General features: G+C 61.8%; 12 protein-coding genes. 4 read left to right on the forward strand and 8 right to left on the reverse strand.

Going from position 1 to position 15,188, the window contains the following annotated elements; all coding sequences use genetic code 11:
- Positions 1–102 precede the first annotated feature (102 nt).
- Positions 103–1,812 carry a single-stranded-DNA-specific exonuclease RecJ gene (gene recJ, locus HX815_RS05070; RefSeq protein WP_177027897.1) on the reverse strand — a complete coding sequence of 570 codons (1,710 nt, stop codon included), beginning with the start codon at positions 1,810–1,812 and terminating at the stop codon, positions 103–105.
- Between the two features lie 186 nt (positions 1,813–1,998).
- Positions 1,999–2,541 (reverse strand): YaeQ family protein, encoded by a 543-nt coding sequence (locus tag HX815_RS05075; RefSeq protein ID WP_003209567.1) that lies wholly within the window; start codon positions 2,539–2,541, stop codon positions 1,999–2,001.
- 145 nt (positions 2,542–2,686) lie between these two features.
- On the opposite strand from HX815_RS05075, the gene HX815_RS05080 reads away from it, so the two are divergent.
- Both HX815_RS05080 and HX815_RS05085 read left to right on the forward strand, forming a co-directional pair.
- Positions 2,687–3,886, forward strand: a complete 1,200-nt coding sequence (locus tag HX815_RS05080) for a CaiB/BaiF CoA-transferase family protein (RefSeq protein ID WP_177027898.1) — start codon at positions 2,687–2,689, stop codon at positions 3,884–3,886.
- Positions 3,886–4,764 (forward strand): TIGR02285 family protein, encoded by an 879-nt coding sequence (locus HX815_RS05085; protein WP_003209569.1) that lies wholly within the window; start codon positions 3,886–3,888, stop codon positions 4,762–4,764. The genes HX815_RS05080 and HX815_RS05085 overlap by 1 nt, the downstream gene beginning before the upstream one ends.
- A 171-nt stretch (positions 4,765–4,935) precedes the next feature.
- Here HX815_RS05085 and HX815_RS05090 read toward each other — a convergent pair whose 3' ends face one another.
- A complete protein-coding gene (locus HX815_RS05090) occupies positions 4,936–5,220 on the reverse strand; it encodes a DUF3509 domain-containing protein (protein WP_003209570.1) in 285 nt (94 codons plus the stop codon).
- A gap of 302 nt (positions 5,221–5,522) precedes the next feature.
- Here HX815_RS05090 and HX815_RS05095 point away from each other — a divergent pair, with 302 nt between their 5' ends.
- Together HX815_RS05095 and HX815_RS05100 are read left to right on the forward strand one after the other, a co-directional pair.
- Positions 5,523–5,723 carry a hypothetical protein gene (locus HX815_RS05095; RefSeq protein WP_003209572.1) on the forward strand — a complete coding sequence of 67 codons (201 nt, stop codon included), beginning with the start codon at positions 5,523–5,525 and terminating at the stop codon, positions 5,721–5,723.
- A gap of 150 nt (positions 5,724–5,873) precedes the next feature.
- Entirely contained in the window at positions 5,874–6,527 is a 654-nt protein-coding gene (locus HX815_RS05100; RefSeq protein ID WP_003209573.1) for a response regulator transcription factor, read from the forward strand.
- On the opposite strand, the gene HX815_RS05105 is transcribed toward HX815_RS05100, so the two are convergent.
- The 5 genes from HX815_RS05105 to dsbC form a co-directional block, all read right to left on the reverse strand.
- Positions 6,496–7,740, reverse strand: a complete 1,245-nt coding sequence (locus HX815_RS05105; RefSeq protein ID WP_003209575.1) for an EAL domain-containing protein — start codon at positions 7,738–7,740, stop codon at positions 6,496–6,498. The genes HX815_RS05100 and HX815_RS05105 overlap by 32 nt on opposite strands.
- Before the next feature lie 73 nt (positions 7,741–7,813).
- Positions 7,814–11,395: a transporter substrate-binding domain-containing protein gene (locus tag HX815_RS05110; protein ID WP_177027899.1), complete on the reverse strand. Its 3,582-nt coding sequence runs from the start codon at positions 11,393–11,395 to the stop codon at positions 7,814–7,816.
- Between the two features lie 109 nt (positions 11,396–11,504).
- Positions 11,505–12,914, reverse strand: coding sequence for a threonine synthase (gene thrC / locus HX815_RS05115; protein WP_003209579.1), 1,410 nt, complete (start codon positions 12,912–12,914; stop codon positions 11,505–11,507).
- Positions 12,915–12,981: 67 nt separating this feature from the next.
- Positions 12,982–14,286: a homoserine dehydrogenase gene (locus HX815_RS05120; protein WP_177027900.1), complete on the reverse strand. Its 1,305-nt coding sequence runs from the start codon at positions 14,284–14,286 to the stop codon at positions 12,982–12,984.
- 126 nt (positions 14,287–14,412) lie between these two features.
- Positions 14,413–15,144: a bifunctional protein-disulfide isomerase/oxidoreductase DsbC gene (gene dsbC / locus HX815_RS05125; RefSeq protein WP_003209582.1), complete on the reverse strand. Its 732-nt coding sequence runs from the start codon at positions 15,142–15,144 to the stop codon at positions 14,413–14,415.
- Positions 15,145–15,188: the final 44 nt, after the last annotated feature.

Below are 15,188 nucleotides of genomic sequence, written 5' to 3' on the forward strand. Positions count from 1 at the left end.
GTCGACGAAAAACCCGTCCCCGGCGGGCTGAAATAAGACAAGGTCACAAGACCGATCACACAGTGCTTAGAGACTAGTCGACAACAGAGGATTGCACAGGGTTCAGCGCGGCTCGATATGCGCGATCATCAGTTGCACGGTTTCCTGGCCACGGAACTCGTTCACGTCGAGCTTGTAGGCCAGTTCCACCCAACGAATGGTGGGGTTGGGCCAGATCTCACGGTCGATGCCGAAAGCAATGCCATCGAGCTTCACCGATCCACACTCGCTCTTGAGCACCACCTTCAGATGGCGCTCGCCGACGACGCGCTGCTCCACCAGTTGGAACACCCCGTGAAACAACGGCTCTGGGAAATGCTGGCCCCACGGCCCGGCGTTGCGCAGGGCGCGGGCCAGTTCCAGGTGAAACTCTTCAATCGCCAGGGTGCCGTCGGACAGCAGCCGGCCCGTCAGGTCTTCTTCGCGCAGTTGCCGACGCACTTCGGCGTCAAAGGCCTCGGCGAACAGTGGGAAGTTGGCCTCGGGCAAGGTAAGACCCGCCGCCATGGCGTGGCCGCCGTACTTGGCGATCAGCGTCGGATGCTGGCTGGCCACCACGGCCAGCGCGTCACGGATATGAAAACCCGGCACGGAGCGCCCGGAGCCCTTGAGCAGGCCGTCACCGGCGTCGGCAAAGGCGATGGTCGGGCGGAAGTAACGCTCTTTCATGCGCGAGGCGAGGATGCCGATCACGCCCTGGTGCCATTCCGGGTCGAACAGGCACAAGCCATACGGCATCGACTCCACCGGCAAGTCCTTGAGCTGGGCCAGGGCCTCGCGCTGCATGCCTTGTTCGATGGACTTGCGGTCCTGGTTCATGCCGTCCAGTTGCGCGGCCATTTCCCGGGCGGCGGCGAAATCCGTGGTGAGCAGGCACTCGATGCCCAGGCTCATGTCATCCAGGCGCCCGGCGGCGTTCAGGCGCGGGCCGAGGATAAAACCAAGGTCGGTGGAGGTGATGCGGGCGTGATCGCGCTTGGCTACTTCGAGGATCGCCTTGATCCCCGGCCGGGCGCGACCGGCGCGAATGCGTTCCAGGCCCTGGTAGACCAGGATGCGATTGTTGGCGTCCAGCGGGACCACGTCGGCCACGCTGCCCAGGGCCACCAGGTCCAGCAGTTCGCCGATATTCGGCTGCGGCTTGTTCTCGTACCAACCCAAACTGCGCAAGCGCGCACGCAGGGCCATCAGCACGTAGAAGATCACGCCCACACCCGCCAGGGCCTTGCTGGGGAATTCACAGCCCGGCTGGTTCGGGTTGACGATGGCGTCGGCTGCGGGCAGTTCGTCGCCCGGCAAGTGGTGGTCGGTAACCAGCACCTTGAGCCCCGCCGCTTTCGCGGCCGCCACGCCTTCGACGCTGGAGATACCGTTGTCCACGGTGATCAGCAGCTGTGGCTGGCGCTGCAGGGCCACGGCGACGATTTCCGGGGTCAGGCCGTAGCCGTATTCGAAACGGTTGGGCACCAGGTAGTCGACATGGGCGGCGCCCAACAAGCGCAGGCCCAGGGTGCCCACGGTGCTGGCGGTGGCGCCGTCGGCGTCGAAGTCACCCACGATCAGGATCCGCTGGCGCTGCTCCAGGGCCGTCACCAGCAAGTCCACCGCGGCATCGATGCCCTTGAGCTGCTGATACGGGATCAGCCGCGCCAGGCTTTTATCCAGCTCGGCTTCCGATTGCACCCCGCGTGCGGCGTAGAGACGGGTCAACAACGGTGGCAATTCACCGAGGAATGGCAGGACGGCGGGCAACGGGCGAGGATCGATACGCATGGGGTGACGGAAGCTTCTCTTTAATGTTGAAAATTAGCGGTGATCCCTTGTAGGAGCTGTCGAGCCCCAGCGAGGCTGCGATGGGATCACCTCGGTGTACCTGTCAGACCGCAGCGCCTGCATCGCAGCCTCGCTGAAGCTCGACAGCTCCCACACTCGACCAGCGTCCAATCAGTTATCGACGTTTCAGCCGCGCTCGCCAGCCAGCCATTCCAGCTGGACTTCGTGCTGCCCACGGTCATCGGTCACGAAGATCGTGCCTTCGCTGATCATCACGTCCCACTTGATCACCCGGGGCATGTCCTTGGCCAGCACTTCCAGGATTTCCTGGGGTACGGCGGCGATGCTCACGTTTTTCAGGTTCTTCGCCACCGGCACCACTTTGCCTTCCCAGACGCGCAAGCTGCCGTAGGCCAGCAAGGTCGTGCGTTCGGTACGGCGGGAACACCAGGTCAGGCGGTCCGCGTCCGGCTGGCCGACTTCGATCCAGTGCAGGACGCGATCATCCAGGCTTTTTTCCCACAGCGCCGGCTCGTCTACATCTGACAGGCCACGACCGAAAGACAGCTGCTCGTTGTAGAAAAGCGCGTAGGCCAGCAAACGCACGGTCATGCGCTCTTCGGTTTCCGAAGGGTGGCGGGCGATGGTCTGCTTGACGCTCTCGTACACCGAACGGTCAAGGTCGGTGAGGTTGAGTTCAAACTTGTAGGTCGTGGACGGCTGGGCCATGAACGGACTTCTAGAGACAGGGAAAGGCGGCAAGTCTAACCGATGGCGAGGTGATTCAACGAATACTGCGCTGCATCATCCTTATCACTGCGCCACTCGCCTATGTTAAAAGGCTCACATCCCTGCCCTGCCCGAAAGGTTCCTCATGTCGTTTACCGCCAAACCACTTGCCGGCCTGAAAGTCATCGAACTCGGCACCTTGATCGCCGGCCCGTTTGCGTCGCGCATCTGCGCCGAGTTCGGCGCCGAGGTGATCAAGGTCGAATCCCCGGATGGCGGCGACCCGCTGCGCAAGTGGCGCAAGCTGTATGAAGGCACCTCGCTGTGGTGGTTTGTGCAGGCGCGCAACAAGAAATCCCTGACCCTGAACCTGAAACACCCGGACGGCCTGGCGATCCTCAAGCAACTGTTGGCGGATGCCGACATTTTGATTGAGAACTTTCGCCCTGGCGTGCTGGAAAAGCTCGGCCTGAGCTGGGAAACCTTGCACGCCCTGAACCCGAAACTGGTGATGGTACGCCTCTCGGGCTTTGGCCAGACCGGGCCGATGAAGGACCTGCCAGGGTTTGGCGCGGTGGGCGAATCCATGGGGGGCCTGCGTTACATCACCGGTTTCGAGGACCGCCCGCCGGTGCGCACCGGGATTTCCATCGGGGACTCGATCGCGGCGTTGTGGGCCGTGATCGGGGCGCTGATGGCCCTGCGTCATCGTGAAGTGAATGGCGGGCTCGGCCAGGTGGTGGATGTGGCGCTGTATGAGGCGATCTTCGCGATGATGGAGAGCATGATCCCGGAGTTCGACGTGTTCGGCTTTATCCGCGAGCGCACCGGCAACATCATGCCCGGCATCACGCCCTCCTCGATCCACACCAGCAAAGATGGCAAGCATGTGCAGATCGGCGCCAATGGCGACGCGATCTTCAAGCGCTTCATGTCAGCCATTGGTCGCGACGACCTGGCCAACGACCCGGCACTGGCCAGCAACGATGGCCGCGACAGCCGGCGCGATGAGCTGTACGGGGTGATTGATCGCTGGGTCAACTCGCTGCCGCTTGAGCAAGTGGTGGAACAGCTGAACAAGGCCGAAGTGCCCGCCAGCCGCATCTACAGCGCGCAAGACATGCTGGGAGACCCGCAGTTTCTGGCCCGCGAGATGTTCCTCAAGGCGCAGCTCCCGGGCGGCAAGGACTTCAAGATGCCCGGCATCGTGCCCAAACTGTCGGACACACCGGGCAGTTGTGAATGGGTCGGACCGCAGTTGGGCGAGCACAACAGCGTGGTGCTCGCTGAATTGGGCTACGATGCGGCCGCCGTTACTCGCCTGCGTGAGAACGGCGCGATCTGATGGGCCGGCGCTTCATCATTCGACTCTGCCTCCTGGGTTCACTGCTCGGGACTTGGCCACTGTCGAGCCAGGCCCAGGAAACCTTGATCTGGCTGTTGCGTGACCTGCCGCCAGTGACGATTTTCGAAGGCCCGCAAAAAGGCCAGGGCGCCCTCGACCAACTGCTGCCGATACTCGCCGAACACATGCCGGAGTATCGACATCAGATCCTCCACGTGAACCGCGCGCGCGGCATGCAGATGCTCCGCGACCCCGGCACGCTTACCTGCGACCCGTCCCTGCTATGGACGGCGGAGCGCGCTAAAACCATCGTGTTTTCCGCCCAGGCCTTCGCGGCCGTGAGCAACGGGGTGACGATCCGCCAGGGTCAGCGGGCGCTGCTGGCGCCGTTTGTGGTGGATGGACGGTTCGACCTGGAGGCATTTTTGAATGCACGGGATGCGCGCCTTGGCATCATCGCCGAACGCAGCTACGGCGCCATCATCGATGAAGCGCTGAAGCACACCAGTGCTCACAAACTGGCACCGCATTACGGCAATGACGCCCTCGGCAGCCTGCTGCAGATGCAACGAAAGGGGCGGCTGGAAGCGGTGCTGGGTTACTGGACAGAAGTGCGCTACCAGGCGCTGCAACAAGGCATTGATCCACAAGAGCTGATCTTCTACCCCATCAAAGGCACCCCGCCCTATCAACTGACCCGGATTGCCTGCACGGATAACGCCTCAGGCCGCACGGCTATCGAGCGGATCAATCAGGTGCTGCGCGAGATCCCGCAGGAGCAACTGCGACAGTCCTACGCCTCATGGCTCGACCCGGTCATGCGTGAGCAATACCTGCAAGACCACCCGACGTTTTTCCAGGATGCCCCGAGCCCATGACAAATCGCAGGCAAAAAGAAACCCCGAGCAGTGGGGAGACAACTCGGGGTTAATAAGGGCCTAAAAAGACCAGTAACAACGAGCCACAAGCACCGGAGCACAATGCTTGATCTCGCTGTTACAAAATCTGACTCACCTTGCCGTAGGAAGGTTCCCAACAAAAATAAATCTTCATGCGCAGGCGATCGGCCGAGTCAGGGCCGCATTGCGCAGGGCCGCCATGACCGAGGGTTCCAGGCGTCCTTCGGCAATCATCAAGTCGCGGTGCAAACAGTCCACCACATCCACCAATGCACGCTTGTCGGTCAATTGTGCCTGGTCGACTTCTCGTTCGACCACGATGGCACCGGCCGGATTCTTTACGGTCACCAGGCATTCGCCCTGCACACCCGAGGTGGTCAGCGTGACCTGATAAGGGCTCAGTGCTTCACCGAGCAATAGGCTGATACTTTCCATCTCGATCACCACTCAATAGTTCGGAAACAATCGTGTAAACGGGAGCTGCATCTATCCTAAGTGACTATTTGCGTCGTAGGAAAGTTCGCTTTTTCGTCTTTCAAGGGTTGCCGGGGGATGACGTGTCCAGCATGCGCTTGCAACATGACAAGCAAAAAACGGCAGCACATAACTGCTTACTCAATGAGTTGCCGTTTTGGCGCTGATGCCGAGGGTGAATCCTATACTCGGTGAGTGCTGATCATGCCGGCACATCGATAAACAGCGCATACCAAGAGGCCCCGTTGCGAAGGACGAAGACCATGCTGGAACACGAAAAAGAGCAGGCAATACTAGAGAAGATTCACGCCGACATATCCAGAATTTATGCCGAGCAACGCAAGCTAAACGCAGAGTCCCACAAGATAACCCGAGAGAATTTCTGGTATCCCGTTGGTATCGCCATCGGCTTCTTCACGGCTGTCGGAACCGTAATGGCAGTGGCGCAAAAACTACTCGCCTAAACGATCGCTCCGGCCGGGCCTGCCAGAAACGAAAAACGCCGCTGCCCCACGGACGGGGACGCGGCGTTTTTTACGCCTTTGTAGAACCCACCTTCAGAGCCTCTCCTGCGTTAACAGGCTAGAATCCCCGAATTACCCCGGGAGCCTGTATTGAACGAAACGTCTGACAAGCCATTGCGCATCGTCCTCGCCGACGACCACCCGATTTTCCTCATCGGTCTGCGGGCGGTCCTGGAACGTGACGAGAGGCTAACCATCGTCGGTGAAGCCAACTCACCCCAGGCCCTTGGCGAACTGCTGCAACGTTGTGCCTGCGACATTCTGGTGACCGACTTCATGATGCCCGCCGAGCCCCAGGCCGACGGCTTGCGCCTGATCGAACAACTGCGCCGGCATCACCCGGGCCTGCCCATCGTGGTGGTGACCATGCTGAACAACGCCGGCCTGTTCCACGCCATCCTGGAGTTGGGTGTCATGGGCCTGCTGAGCAAGGCCAGTCTCGCAGACGAATTGCCTGAAGCAATCCGTCAGGTGCGCCAGCAGCGACGTTATGTGGCCCAGACCATCAGTCAGTCACTGAACCTGGCAGGCGTCGAGCGTGTGCACTCCCAGGATCAACTATCACCCCGTGAACTGGAAGTCATCCGCCTGCTGGCCGGCGGCCTGACGGTAGGCGAGATCGCCGCGAATCTTCATCGCAGCAAGCAAACCGTCAGTGCACAAAAGGTCAGCGCCATGCGCAAGCTGGGCCTGAGCAACGACGCCGCGCTGTTTATCTATGTGCAGGAACACGGGCTGGCCTAGCCTGAAACGCGATCCACTGCTTCAGCGCCTCGGCGTCCATGGGGCCGGCGATAAAGCAGCCTTGCAACCACGCAGCCCCCAGTTCACTTACCGCGTGATAGTCGGCGGCGCTTTCAACCCCGGTCACCACCACACCCACACCCAGTCGCCTCGCCATGCTCATGGCGCCGGCAACCACTGCCGCCTTGCGATCGTCCCTGGCCATGCCGCTGGCAAACGCCGGCGGGATCTTCAATTCGCTGAAGGGCAATTCCAGCAAGCGTTGCAGGCTGGTGCCGCCCACGCCGAAATCACCGATGGACAGCTTGCACCCCATCATCCGCAAACGCAGCAAGCCGGTGACGTGGGCGCTGTCGGTGTTCAGGCGCGAGGTTTCCACCAGTTCCAGGGTCAGGCCACGGGCGGGCACGCCGTGAAGTTGCAGCAAGCCTTGCAGCACTTGGGGAAAGTGCGGACGCTCCAGCATCCGCCCCGGGATATTCACCGCCACCGGCAGCACCTGCCCGGTTTCGCGCATGACGTGTGCCGCCTGGCCCAGCGCTTGTTCCAGCACGTGCCAGGTAAACGCCTCTTCCATTCCGGCAAACTCCAGCACCGGCAGAAACGCGTCAGGCAACAGCAACTCGCCGTCAGGAAGCTGCCAGCGGGCCAGCGCTTCGACACCTTGCAACGCGCCCGCCTGGCTGACAATGGGCTGATACCAGACCGTGCCGCAGCGGGCGATAGCGACCTGGCTCAGATCCGCCGAAGGCGGCAACTGCTCGGACTCACTCAAGTCCAGCAACTGGCGCACCCGCTCCCAGGACACCACCGGCGGCCCGGGCCGCAAGCGTTCCCGGCACGCCTCGAGGACTTTCCCGATCAGCGTTGCCGACGCCGGTTTGGGCAGGCAGCCGAGCACGTTGAGCCCCAACTGTCGGGCCATGTGCGCCACGCCTTCCAGCACATCCGGCTCGGCGTTGCTCAGCAGGATCAACACCTGAGCCTGGCGGCGCTCGGCCATTTCCCGAATCAGCTCAAGGCCATCACCCTGCTCCAGGTACAGATCGCAAATCGCGATGTCCACCGCGCCCTTGCTCTCCAGTGACTGGCGAGCGGCGTCGACCGTTTCGGCCGTGCGTACATTGAATACGCCGTTGGCGTTGAGCATCTGATGCAGGGCCATCAGTTGGAACGGGTTATCTTCGAGGATCAGGACGTTGAGGGAGCGCATGAAAAACGTTACCGGGGAGAAGCGAGGGTGCACAGACTAATAAAAACCCCGCGCCTTCCCCATAGGACATGTCTTATTCGGACGGGTCCAGATAAGCCTCAAGCTCGACCTGGAATTCGATCAATGCTTCGCGCAGCGCTAACCAATGCATTTCAATCTCAGCGTTGCGCTGCTCCCGAATACACCCTTCCAGCGCCATACAGGCCTTGGCCAGCGGCAACGCATCCACCAGGCAGCATATGCCCTTCAGGCGGTGCAGCGAGGCGGCCAGCCGGACCTGGTCGTGGTCCGCCATGGCGGAGGCCATCAGGTTATGCTCCTGCTCAAGGCTCCTCGCCAGCTCCTGCAGCATCCGCTGCAAAACCGGTCCGTCGGCCTGGGTCATGGTGCGCAGGGTCTGGATGCTGAAAGAGCGTGCAGGCACGACGCGGGCGAGCACACGCGTCCAGTGCTCAAGGGTCACGGGCTTGACCAGCAGTTCATCCATTCCCGCCTCCCGGCAGCGCTGCTGTTCATCATCCAGGGCATTCGCCGTGCAACCCACCAGCGCCAGGCGTGGCCGTTGCTCCTGGGCTTCAAGCCGGCGGATGGCCTCACTCAAGGCGTAGCCGGACATGCCCGGCATATTGCAATCGGTGACCATGACGTCAAACACCTCATGATGCCAACGCTGCAAGGCCGCTTCGGCCGAGTCGACGGCCACTACTTGATGACCCAGGAACTGCAACTGCTGAACCAGCACCAGCCGATTGGCCGGCAGGTCATCCACCACCAACACCGACAGGTTGCGGCCGGCCACCAGCAGCGGTACACCGGCAGATGCTGGCACGTCGTCACTGCTGACCCGATCCAGGTACAGGTCGATGCACACCACCGTGCCCTCTCCCACCACGCTGCTCAGGGTGATGCTGCCTCCCATCAATTCCACCAGTTGCTGGCAGATGCTCAAGCCCAGTCCCGTGCCGCCGTGCTCGGCAGCCGTCCGCGCGCTGACCTGGATAAACGGCTTGAACACTCGCGCCTGCTGCTCGACGCCAATGCCCGGCCCGCTGTCCTCCACACACAGGTGCAAATATTCGGCCCCCGCCGGGTCAAGCTTGCGCACAACACTGACCCGAACCTCGCCGCGCGAGGTGAACTTGAGCGCGTTGCCCAACAGGTTATGGATAACCTGACGCAGGCGCAGCGGGTCGAACCAGTAATACCCTTGCGCGCTCGGGTCGAATGCCAGGGTCAGGTGAAGGCCCTTTTTCTGCGCCATGGGTTCGAACAAGCGCTGTATGCCCTCGAAGAAACCTTTCAAGTCAGTGGCCTGCGGCGCCAGTTGCAGATGACCGGCTTCAATCTTGGCCAGGTCGAGGCTGTCACCCATCAGGGCAATCAACTCACGCGCCGAGCGATGGGCCACTCGCAGGGCTTCAGACACTGTCTTGCCTTCAGCCTGGGCACGCTCCTGCTCCAGCTCGAGCAGACCGATAATGGCGGTCATCGGCGTGCGAATCTCGTGGCTCAGGGTCGAGAGAAACGCGCTTTTTGCGTAGTTCGCTTCGTCAGCGGCCTGCCGCGCATCCATCAGCTGGAGCTCCAGGACCTTGCGCTCGTTGATATCGACCCAGCCACCGAGCAAACCCTGGAGCTGGCCCTTGGCGTCGAAGAACGGCACCGTCCACTGATACACATGAAACGCCCCGCCATTGAACTCCAGCTGCCGGTCGACGAACAGCGACTGCTGGCTCGCCAATTGCTCCATGTGGCCGGCATGCAGGCGCGCGGCCGTAGCGTCAGGCATCAGCCCGCTTTCCATCAGCGTCAGGCCCTGGATCTGCTCGCGCCGGGTGTTCAACTGTTGTTCATAGCTGGTGTTGCAGGTCACCAGGCGTCCTTCCAGATCACGCACAAATACCGGGTTGGGCATGCCGTCCAGCAGCGCGCGCTTGAACGCCAACTGGTCGTTGAGCCGCTGCTCGGCCTGGAGGCGCTGGCGAATCTGGCGCTTGAGCCGGCTGTTCCAGGCCAGGGACACCAGCACAAACAGCAGCGCCATGGCGACCGTCCAGTAGGCCCATGGCGGCACACGCTGCCAGGCCGGCACCGGGACGGGTACGCTCCCCAGCCAACGCAAACGCAGGGCGCTCAATTCCGCGACCGGCAGCGCTTCCAGCGCCTTGTTCAAAATGCTCAGCAGTTCCGGTTGATCCTTGCGCACCGACAGGCTGTTGGCCGACCACTTGCCCTCGACACTGCGGCCGATGCGCAACTCATCGGCCGGGTAACTCTGCACTTCCACTTCACTCTGGATAGTCGCCGCCGCGCGCCCCTGCGTTACCAGCTCCCGGGCCTGGACGTAGTTATCCACCGATTGCAGCTTGATCCCGGGGTGCTCGCGACGAATGTACCCCTCCAGGACATGGCGTGCCGGCAGCGCCAGCACCTTGCCTGAAAGCTCGCTCAAACTGGCCACTGGCGGTGCGTCAGCGCGCTGGATAAACACCCAGCCTGAGCCCCCGAACCCATGGCTGAAATCGAGAAAGGCCTTGCGCTCCTGATTTTCGGCCAGGGTGGTGTTCATGTCCGCCCTGCCCGTTTCCAGCAACCCCAGGGTCTGTGCCGTGGAGGACACTTCCTCCATCACGAACTGCAGGCCGGTCATGCGTGAAATGCGGTTGAGCAAGTCCACATTCAGCCCCACCCACTGGCCGTCCTTGTCCTTGAATACATAGGGAGACAGTTGCTGGGACGCCACCACCACATGCGGATGCTGAAGTACCCAGGCCCGCTCCGGGGCCGACAAGGCGATGCGCTCGGCGGCAATGCCCACCCCCAGTCCGGTGGTCCAGCGCGCAAGGATCTCCCGCCGCACAGACTCATCAATACTCGCCAGCGCCCGGTCCATCAGCGTCCCCAACAGCGGGTCGGCCTCCCGCGTGGCAAAGGCAAAGCCGATGGGCGCCAGCCGGCTTTCCACCTTGATCTGCAAGCCCAGGTAGGGCCGTAGCGATTTATAGGCGCGCACGATCACTTCGTTGCCGATAAACGCATCGGCATCACCTTGCTTCAGCGCTTCGAGGCCACTGTAGAGATTCGGTGCCAGCATGATGTGGCTGCCGGGATACGCCTGATGGACGTTCTTGACGTTGGCGTAACCGTCCAGCAACACCAGCTTCTTGTCCTTGAGGTCCTCGTTCTGGGTGCTGTCATCCCGGCGCACGACCACCACCGAGCGGTCCGGCATGTAGTCTTCGGTAAAGCGCAACCCCGACACATCACGCTCGTAACCGTTGGCACTGGTGAGAATATCGATGGCGCCGCTCCGCAGGGCCTCCACCGCCTGCGCCCGCTCGGCAAAACCCAGGACTTGCATCGGTGCATGCAGACGCGCGCCGATCAGGCTCAGGTAATCGGCGCTGATGCCCTGGTAGCGATTGCGGTCGCGGGTGATATCGATCGGCTGATAGTCATCAATCGAAATGCCCACTCTCAGTGGCCGATGGGCCGCCAGCCATTGCTGCTCGCTGGCCGTCAGGGGCATGGGCTCCAGGGCAATGAACGCCGGCACCAGCTTGAACGGCAGGCTGACAGCCGCGAGGCTTGCCGAACCATGGCCAAGCAGCAGCACACATGCCAGCCACGCGTGTGCTCGGGTCGATAAATACACCGGTTGGGTTTCCTTGATTATTCTTGTTGGTCGCCGCGCAAGTATGGCTCGCCAGAATGAAAAAGCCCGTCACGAAGACGGGCTTGATCCACCACGCAAAGCCGTTGGCTCAGAGTGGCTTGCCGCGATTGCCATGCTGGCTGACAAACGCCTGTACCGCTTTCAGGTCATTGGCCAATACCGTGCAACGCTCCTCACGCTCAAACAGGTCGGTGAGGTGCGGCGGCAATTCCAGCGCCTTGCCAACCCCGGCCTTCTCTACCGCTTCCGGGAATTTGACCGGGTGCGCGGTGCCGAGAATCACCATCGGGATGTCCAGGCTGCGGCGGCATTCGCGCGCGGCCTTGACGCCAATGGCGGTGTGCGGGTCCAGCAGCTCGCCGGTCTGGGCGTAGACTTCAGCGATGGTCTCGCAGGTTTCTGCGTCGTCCACCGCCAGGGAGTCGAACAGCTTGCGGGTTTCGGTCCAGCGCTCCTGCTCGACGCTGAAACCGCCACCTTGCTTGAAGCTGTCCATCAGGCCGGCCAGGGCAGCACCGTTGCGACCGTGCATGTCGAACAGCAGGCGTTCGAAGTTCGACGAGACCATGATGTCCATCGAAGGCGACAGTGTGGCGTGCAGGGTTTCCTTGACGTACTGGTTGCCGCTCATGAAGCGGTGCAGGATGTCGTTGCGGTTGGTGGCGACGATCAACTGGTTGATCGGCAGGCCCATGTTGCGTGCCAGGTAACCGGCGAAGATGTCGCCGAAGTTGCCGGTTGGCACCGAGAACGACACCGAACGCGCCGGGCCGCCCAACTGCAGGGACGCATGGAAGTAGTAGACGATCTGGGCCATGATCCGCGCCCAGTTGATCGAGTTCACCGCTACCAGGCGGGTGCCCTTGAGGAAGCTCTGGTCGGCGAAGCTGGCCTTGACCATTTCCTGGCAGTCATCGAAGTTGCCTTCGATGGCGATGTTGTGGATGTTCTCGCCGAAGATCGTGGTCATCTGCCGACGCTGCACTTCCGACACGCGGTTGTGCGGGTGCAGGATGAAGATGTCGACGTTTTCGCAGTGCTTGCAGCCTTCGATCGCCGCCGAGCCGGTATCACCGGAAGTAGCGCCGATGATCACCACGCGCTCACCGCGTTTTTCCAGCACGTAGTCCAGCAGGCGACCCAGCAGTTGCAGGGCGAAATCCTTGAACGCCAGGGTTGGGCCGTGGAACAGCTCCAGGACCCATTCGTTGCCGTTCAGTTGACGCAACGGGGCGATGGCGCTGTGGGAAAACACGCCGTAGGTTTCTTCCAGGATCTTCTTGAAATCCGCATCCGGGATGCTGCCGGTGACGAACGGGCGCATGACCCGGAACGCCAGCTCGTGGTACGGCAGGCCGGCCCACGAAGCGATTTCTTCCTGGGTGAAGCGTGGCAGGTTTTCCGGCACGTACAGGCCGCCGTCAGTGGCCAGACCGGCCAGCAGAACGTCTTCGAAATTCAGGGCCGGTGCCTGGCCGCGGGTGCTGATATAACGCATGACTGGCTCCTCTAGAGCATGCTTGAACAAGGGCCGCCGAACGCGTGGGGCCCTTGCCGCAAAACGATTAGTTCAGGTGTTCGACGCGAATCCGCACCACCGGCCCAACCACGCCCTGCAACGCTTCAAGCGCGGCAATGGCGTCGTTGATGTGCTGCTCCAGCACACGGTGGGTCAGCAGGATCATGGGCACCAGGCCGTCTTGTTCTTCGACTTCCTTCTGCATGATCGATTCAATGTTGATGCCGCGCTCCGACAGGATGCTGGCCACCTGAGCGAGCACGCCCGGATGATCCTTGGCCTGGATGCGCAGGTAGTAGGCACTTTCGCAGGCTTCGATCGGCAGGATCGGGTGGGCCGACAGCGAGTCCGGCTGGAAGGCCAGGTGCGGTACGCGGTTTTCCGGGTCGCTGGTCATGGCACGCACCACGTCCACCAGGTCGGCGATCACAGACGAAGCGGTCGGCTCCATGCCGGCGCCGGCGCCGTAGAACAGGGTGGAACCGGCAGCGTCACCGTTGACCATCACGGCGTTCATCACGCCATTGACGTTGGCGATCAGGCGGTCGGCCGGGATCAGTGTCGGGTGCACACGCAGCTCGATACCGGCCGGGGTGCTGCGCGCCACACCGAGGTGCTTGATGCGGTACCCCAGGGCTTCGGCGTAGTTCACGTCGGCGGTGGTCAGCTTGGTGATGCCTTCGGTGTAGGCCTTGTCGAACTGCAGCGGGATACCAAAGGCGATGGACGCCAGGATGGTCAGCTTGTGGGCAGCGTCGATGCCTTCCACGTCGAAGGTCGGATCGGCTTCGGCGTAACCCAGGGCCTGGGCTTCGGCCAGCACGTCTTCGAAGGTACGGCCCTTCTCGCGCATTTCGGTGAGGATGAAGTTACCGGTGCCGTTGATGATGCCGGCCACCCAGTTGATACGGTTGGCGGACAGGCCTTCACGGATCGCCTTGATCACCGGGATACCACCGGCCACGGCGGCTTCGAATGCCACGATCACGCCCTCCTCGCGGGCCCTGGCGAAGATTTCGTTACCGTGCACGGCAATCAGCGCCTTGTTGGCAGTGACCACATGCTTGCCGTTTTCGATAGCCTTGAGCACCAGCTCGCGGGCCACGGTGTAGCCGCCTACCAGCTCGATGACGATATCGATTTCAGGGTTGGTGGCGACTTCGAAGACATCGTTGGTAATCGCAATACCGGTCGTTTGGAACTGAGGCTTTGGCGTACGCGTGGCAATTTGTGCCACTTCAATCCCACGCCCTGCACGGCGGGAAATTTCTTCAGCGTTACGCTGAAGTACGTTGAAGGTGCCGCCACCGACGGTCCCTAACCCACAGATGCCTACTTTGACCGGTTTCACTGAAGAACTCCCCATGAAACGGCCGACTCAAGGTCGGCCGTGAAAACAGCCGCACAACTGCGGCTCTCTATTAATGACCCGCCGAACTGTCGGCGGATCATGATCGTCAAGGCTCGACGATAATGCTTACTTTGCGTTCAGTGCCAGTTTGGCAACTTGCGGCGCAGGCTGGTAGCCCGGAATCACCTGGCCGTCAGCCAAAACGATGGCCGGCGTACCGTTCACACCAATCGACTGGCCGAGGGCGAACTGCTTGGAAACCGGGTTGGCGCACTTGGCGGCCTTGATTTCCTTGCCATCGACCATCTTGTCCATGGCCGCTTTCTTGTCGGCCGAACACCAGACGGCTTGCAACTGCTCGTCACCCGGCGAACCCAGGCCCTGGCGCGGGAACGCCACGTAGCGCACTTCAACACCGAGCTTGTTCAGCTCAGGCACTTCGGCATGCAGCTTGTGGCAGTACGGGCAGGTGGTGTCGGTGAACACGGTGATGTGAGTCTTGGTTTCGCCGATGGCCGGGTAAACCACGGTTTCAGCCACCGGAATACCGTTGATCAGCTTGGACACGCCCAGGCGCTCGGCTTTCTCGGTGAGGTTCACCGGCTTGCCGTCTTTGAGCTGGAACAGGTAGCCCTGGACGATGTACTGGCCATCGGCACTGGCGTACAGCACGCGGCTGCCCTTGAGCTTGACTTCGTACAGGCCGGCCATCGGGCTGGCGTTGATGCTTTCAATCGGGGTGTCGAGCTGGAGGGCTTCCAGGCTCTTGCGGATTGTCTTCTCTGCGGCGTCGTCGGCGACGGCAAAGGTTGAGACCAACGCAATGGCTGCGATGGCAAAAATCTGGGTCAAGCGCATGGGAACTCCTGAAGGCAGATGCAGGGACGGGAGCAGGAACACCG

Origin of the sequence: Pseudomonas sp. E6002, assembly GCF_013385565.1 — a bacterium.
GTDB lineage: Bacteria > Pseudomonadota > Gammaproteobacteria > Pseudomonadales > Pseudomonadaceae > Aquipseudomonas.

Bases quoted from the DNA above. Each gene is read 5' to 3' on its own strand.
- recJ (WP_177027897.1), bottom strand. From the start codon at position 1,812: ATGCGTATCGATCCTCGCCCGTTGCCCGCCGTCCTGCCATTCCTCGGT.
- HX815_RS05075 (WP_003209567.1), bottom strand. From the start codon at position 2,541: ATGGCCCAGCCGTCCACGACCTACAAGTTTGAACTCAACCTCACCGAC.
- HX815_RS05080 (WP_177027898.1), top strand. From the start codon at position 2,687: ATGTCGTTTACCGCCAAACCACTTGCCGGCCTGAAAGTCATCGAACTC.
- HX815_RS05085 (WP_003209569.1), top strand. From the start codon at position 3,886: ATGGGCCGGCGCTTCATCATTCGACTCTGCCTCCTGGGTTCACTGCTC.
- HX815_RS05090 (WP_003209570.1), bottom strand. From the start codon at position 5,220: ATGGAAAGTATCAGCCTATTGCTCGGTGAAGCACTGAGCCCTTATCAG.
- HX815_RS05095 (WP_003209572.1), top strand. From the start codon at position 5,523: ATGCTGGAACACGAAAAAGAGCAGGCAATACTAGAGAAGATTCACGCC.
- HX815_RS05105 (WP_003209575.1), bottom strand. From the start codon at position 7,740: ATGCGCTCCCTCAACGTCCTGATCCTCGAAGATAACCCGTTCCAACTG.
- thrC (WP_003209579.1), bottom strand. From the start codon at position 12,914: ATGCGTTATATCAGCACCCGCGGCCAGGCACCGGCCCTGAATTTCGAA.
- dsbC (WP_003209582.1), bottom strand. From the start codon at position 15,144: ATGCGCTTGACCCAGATTTTTGCCATCGCAGCCATTGCGTTGGTCTCA.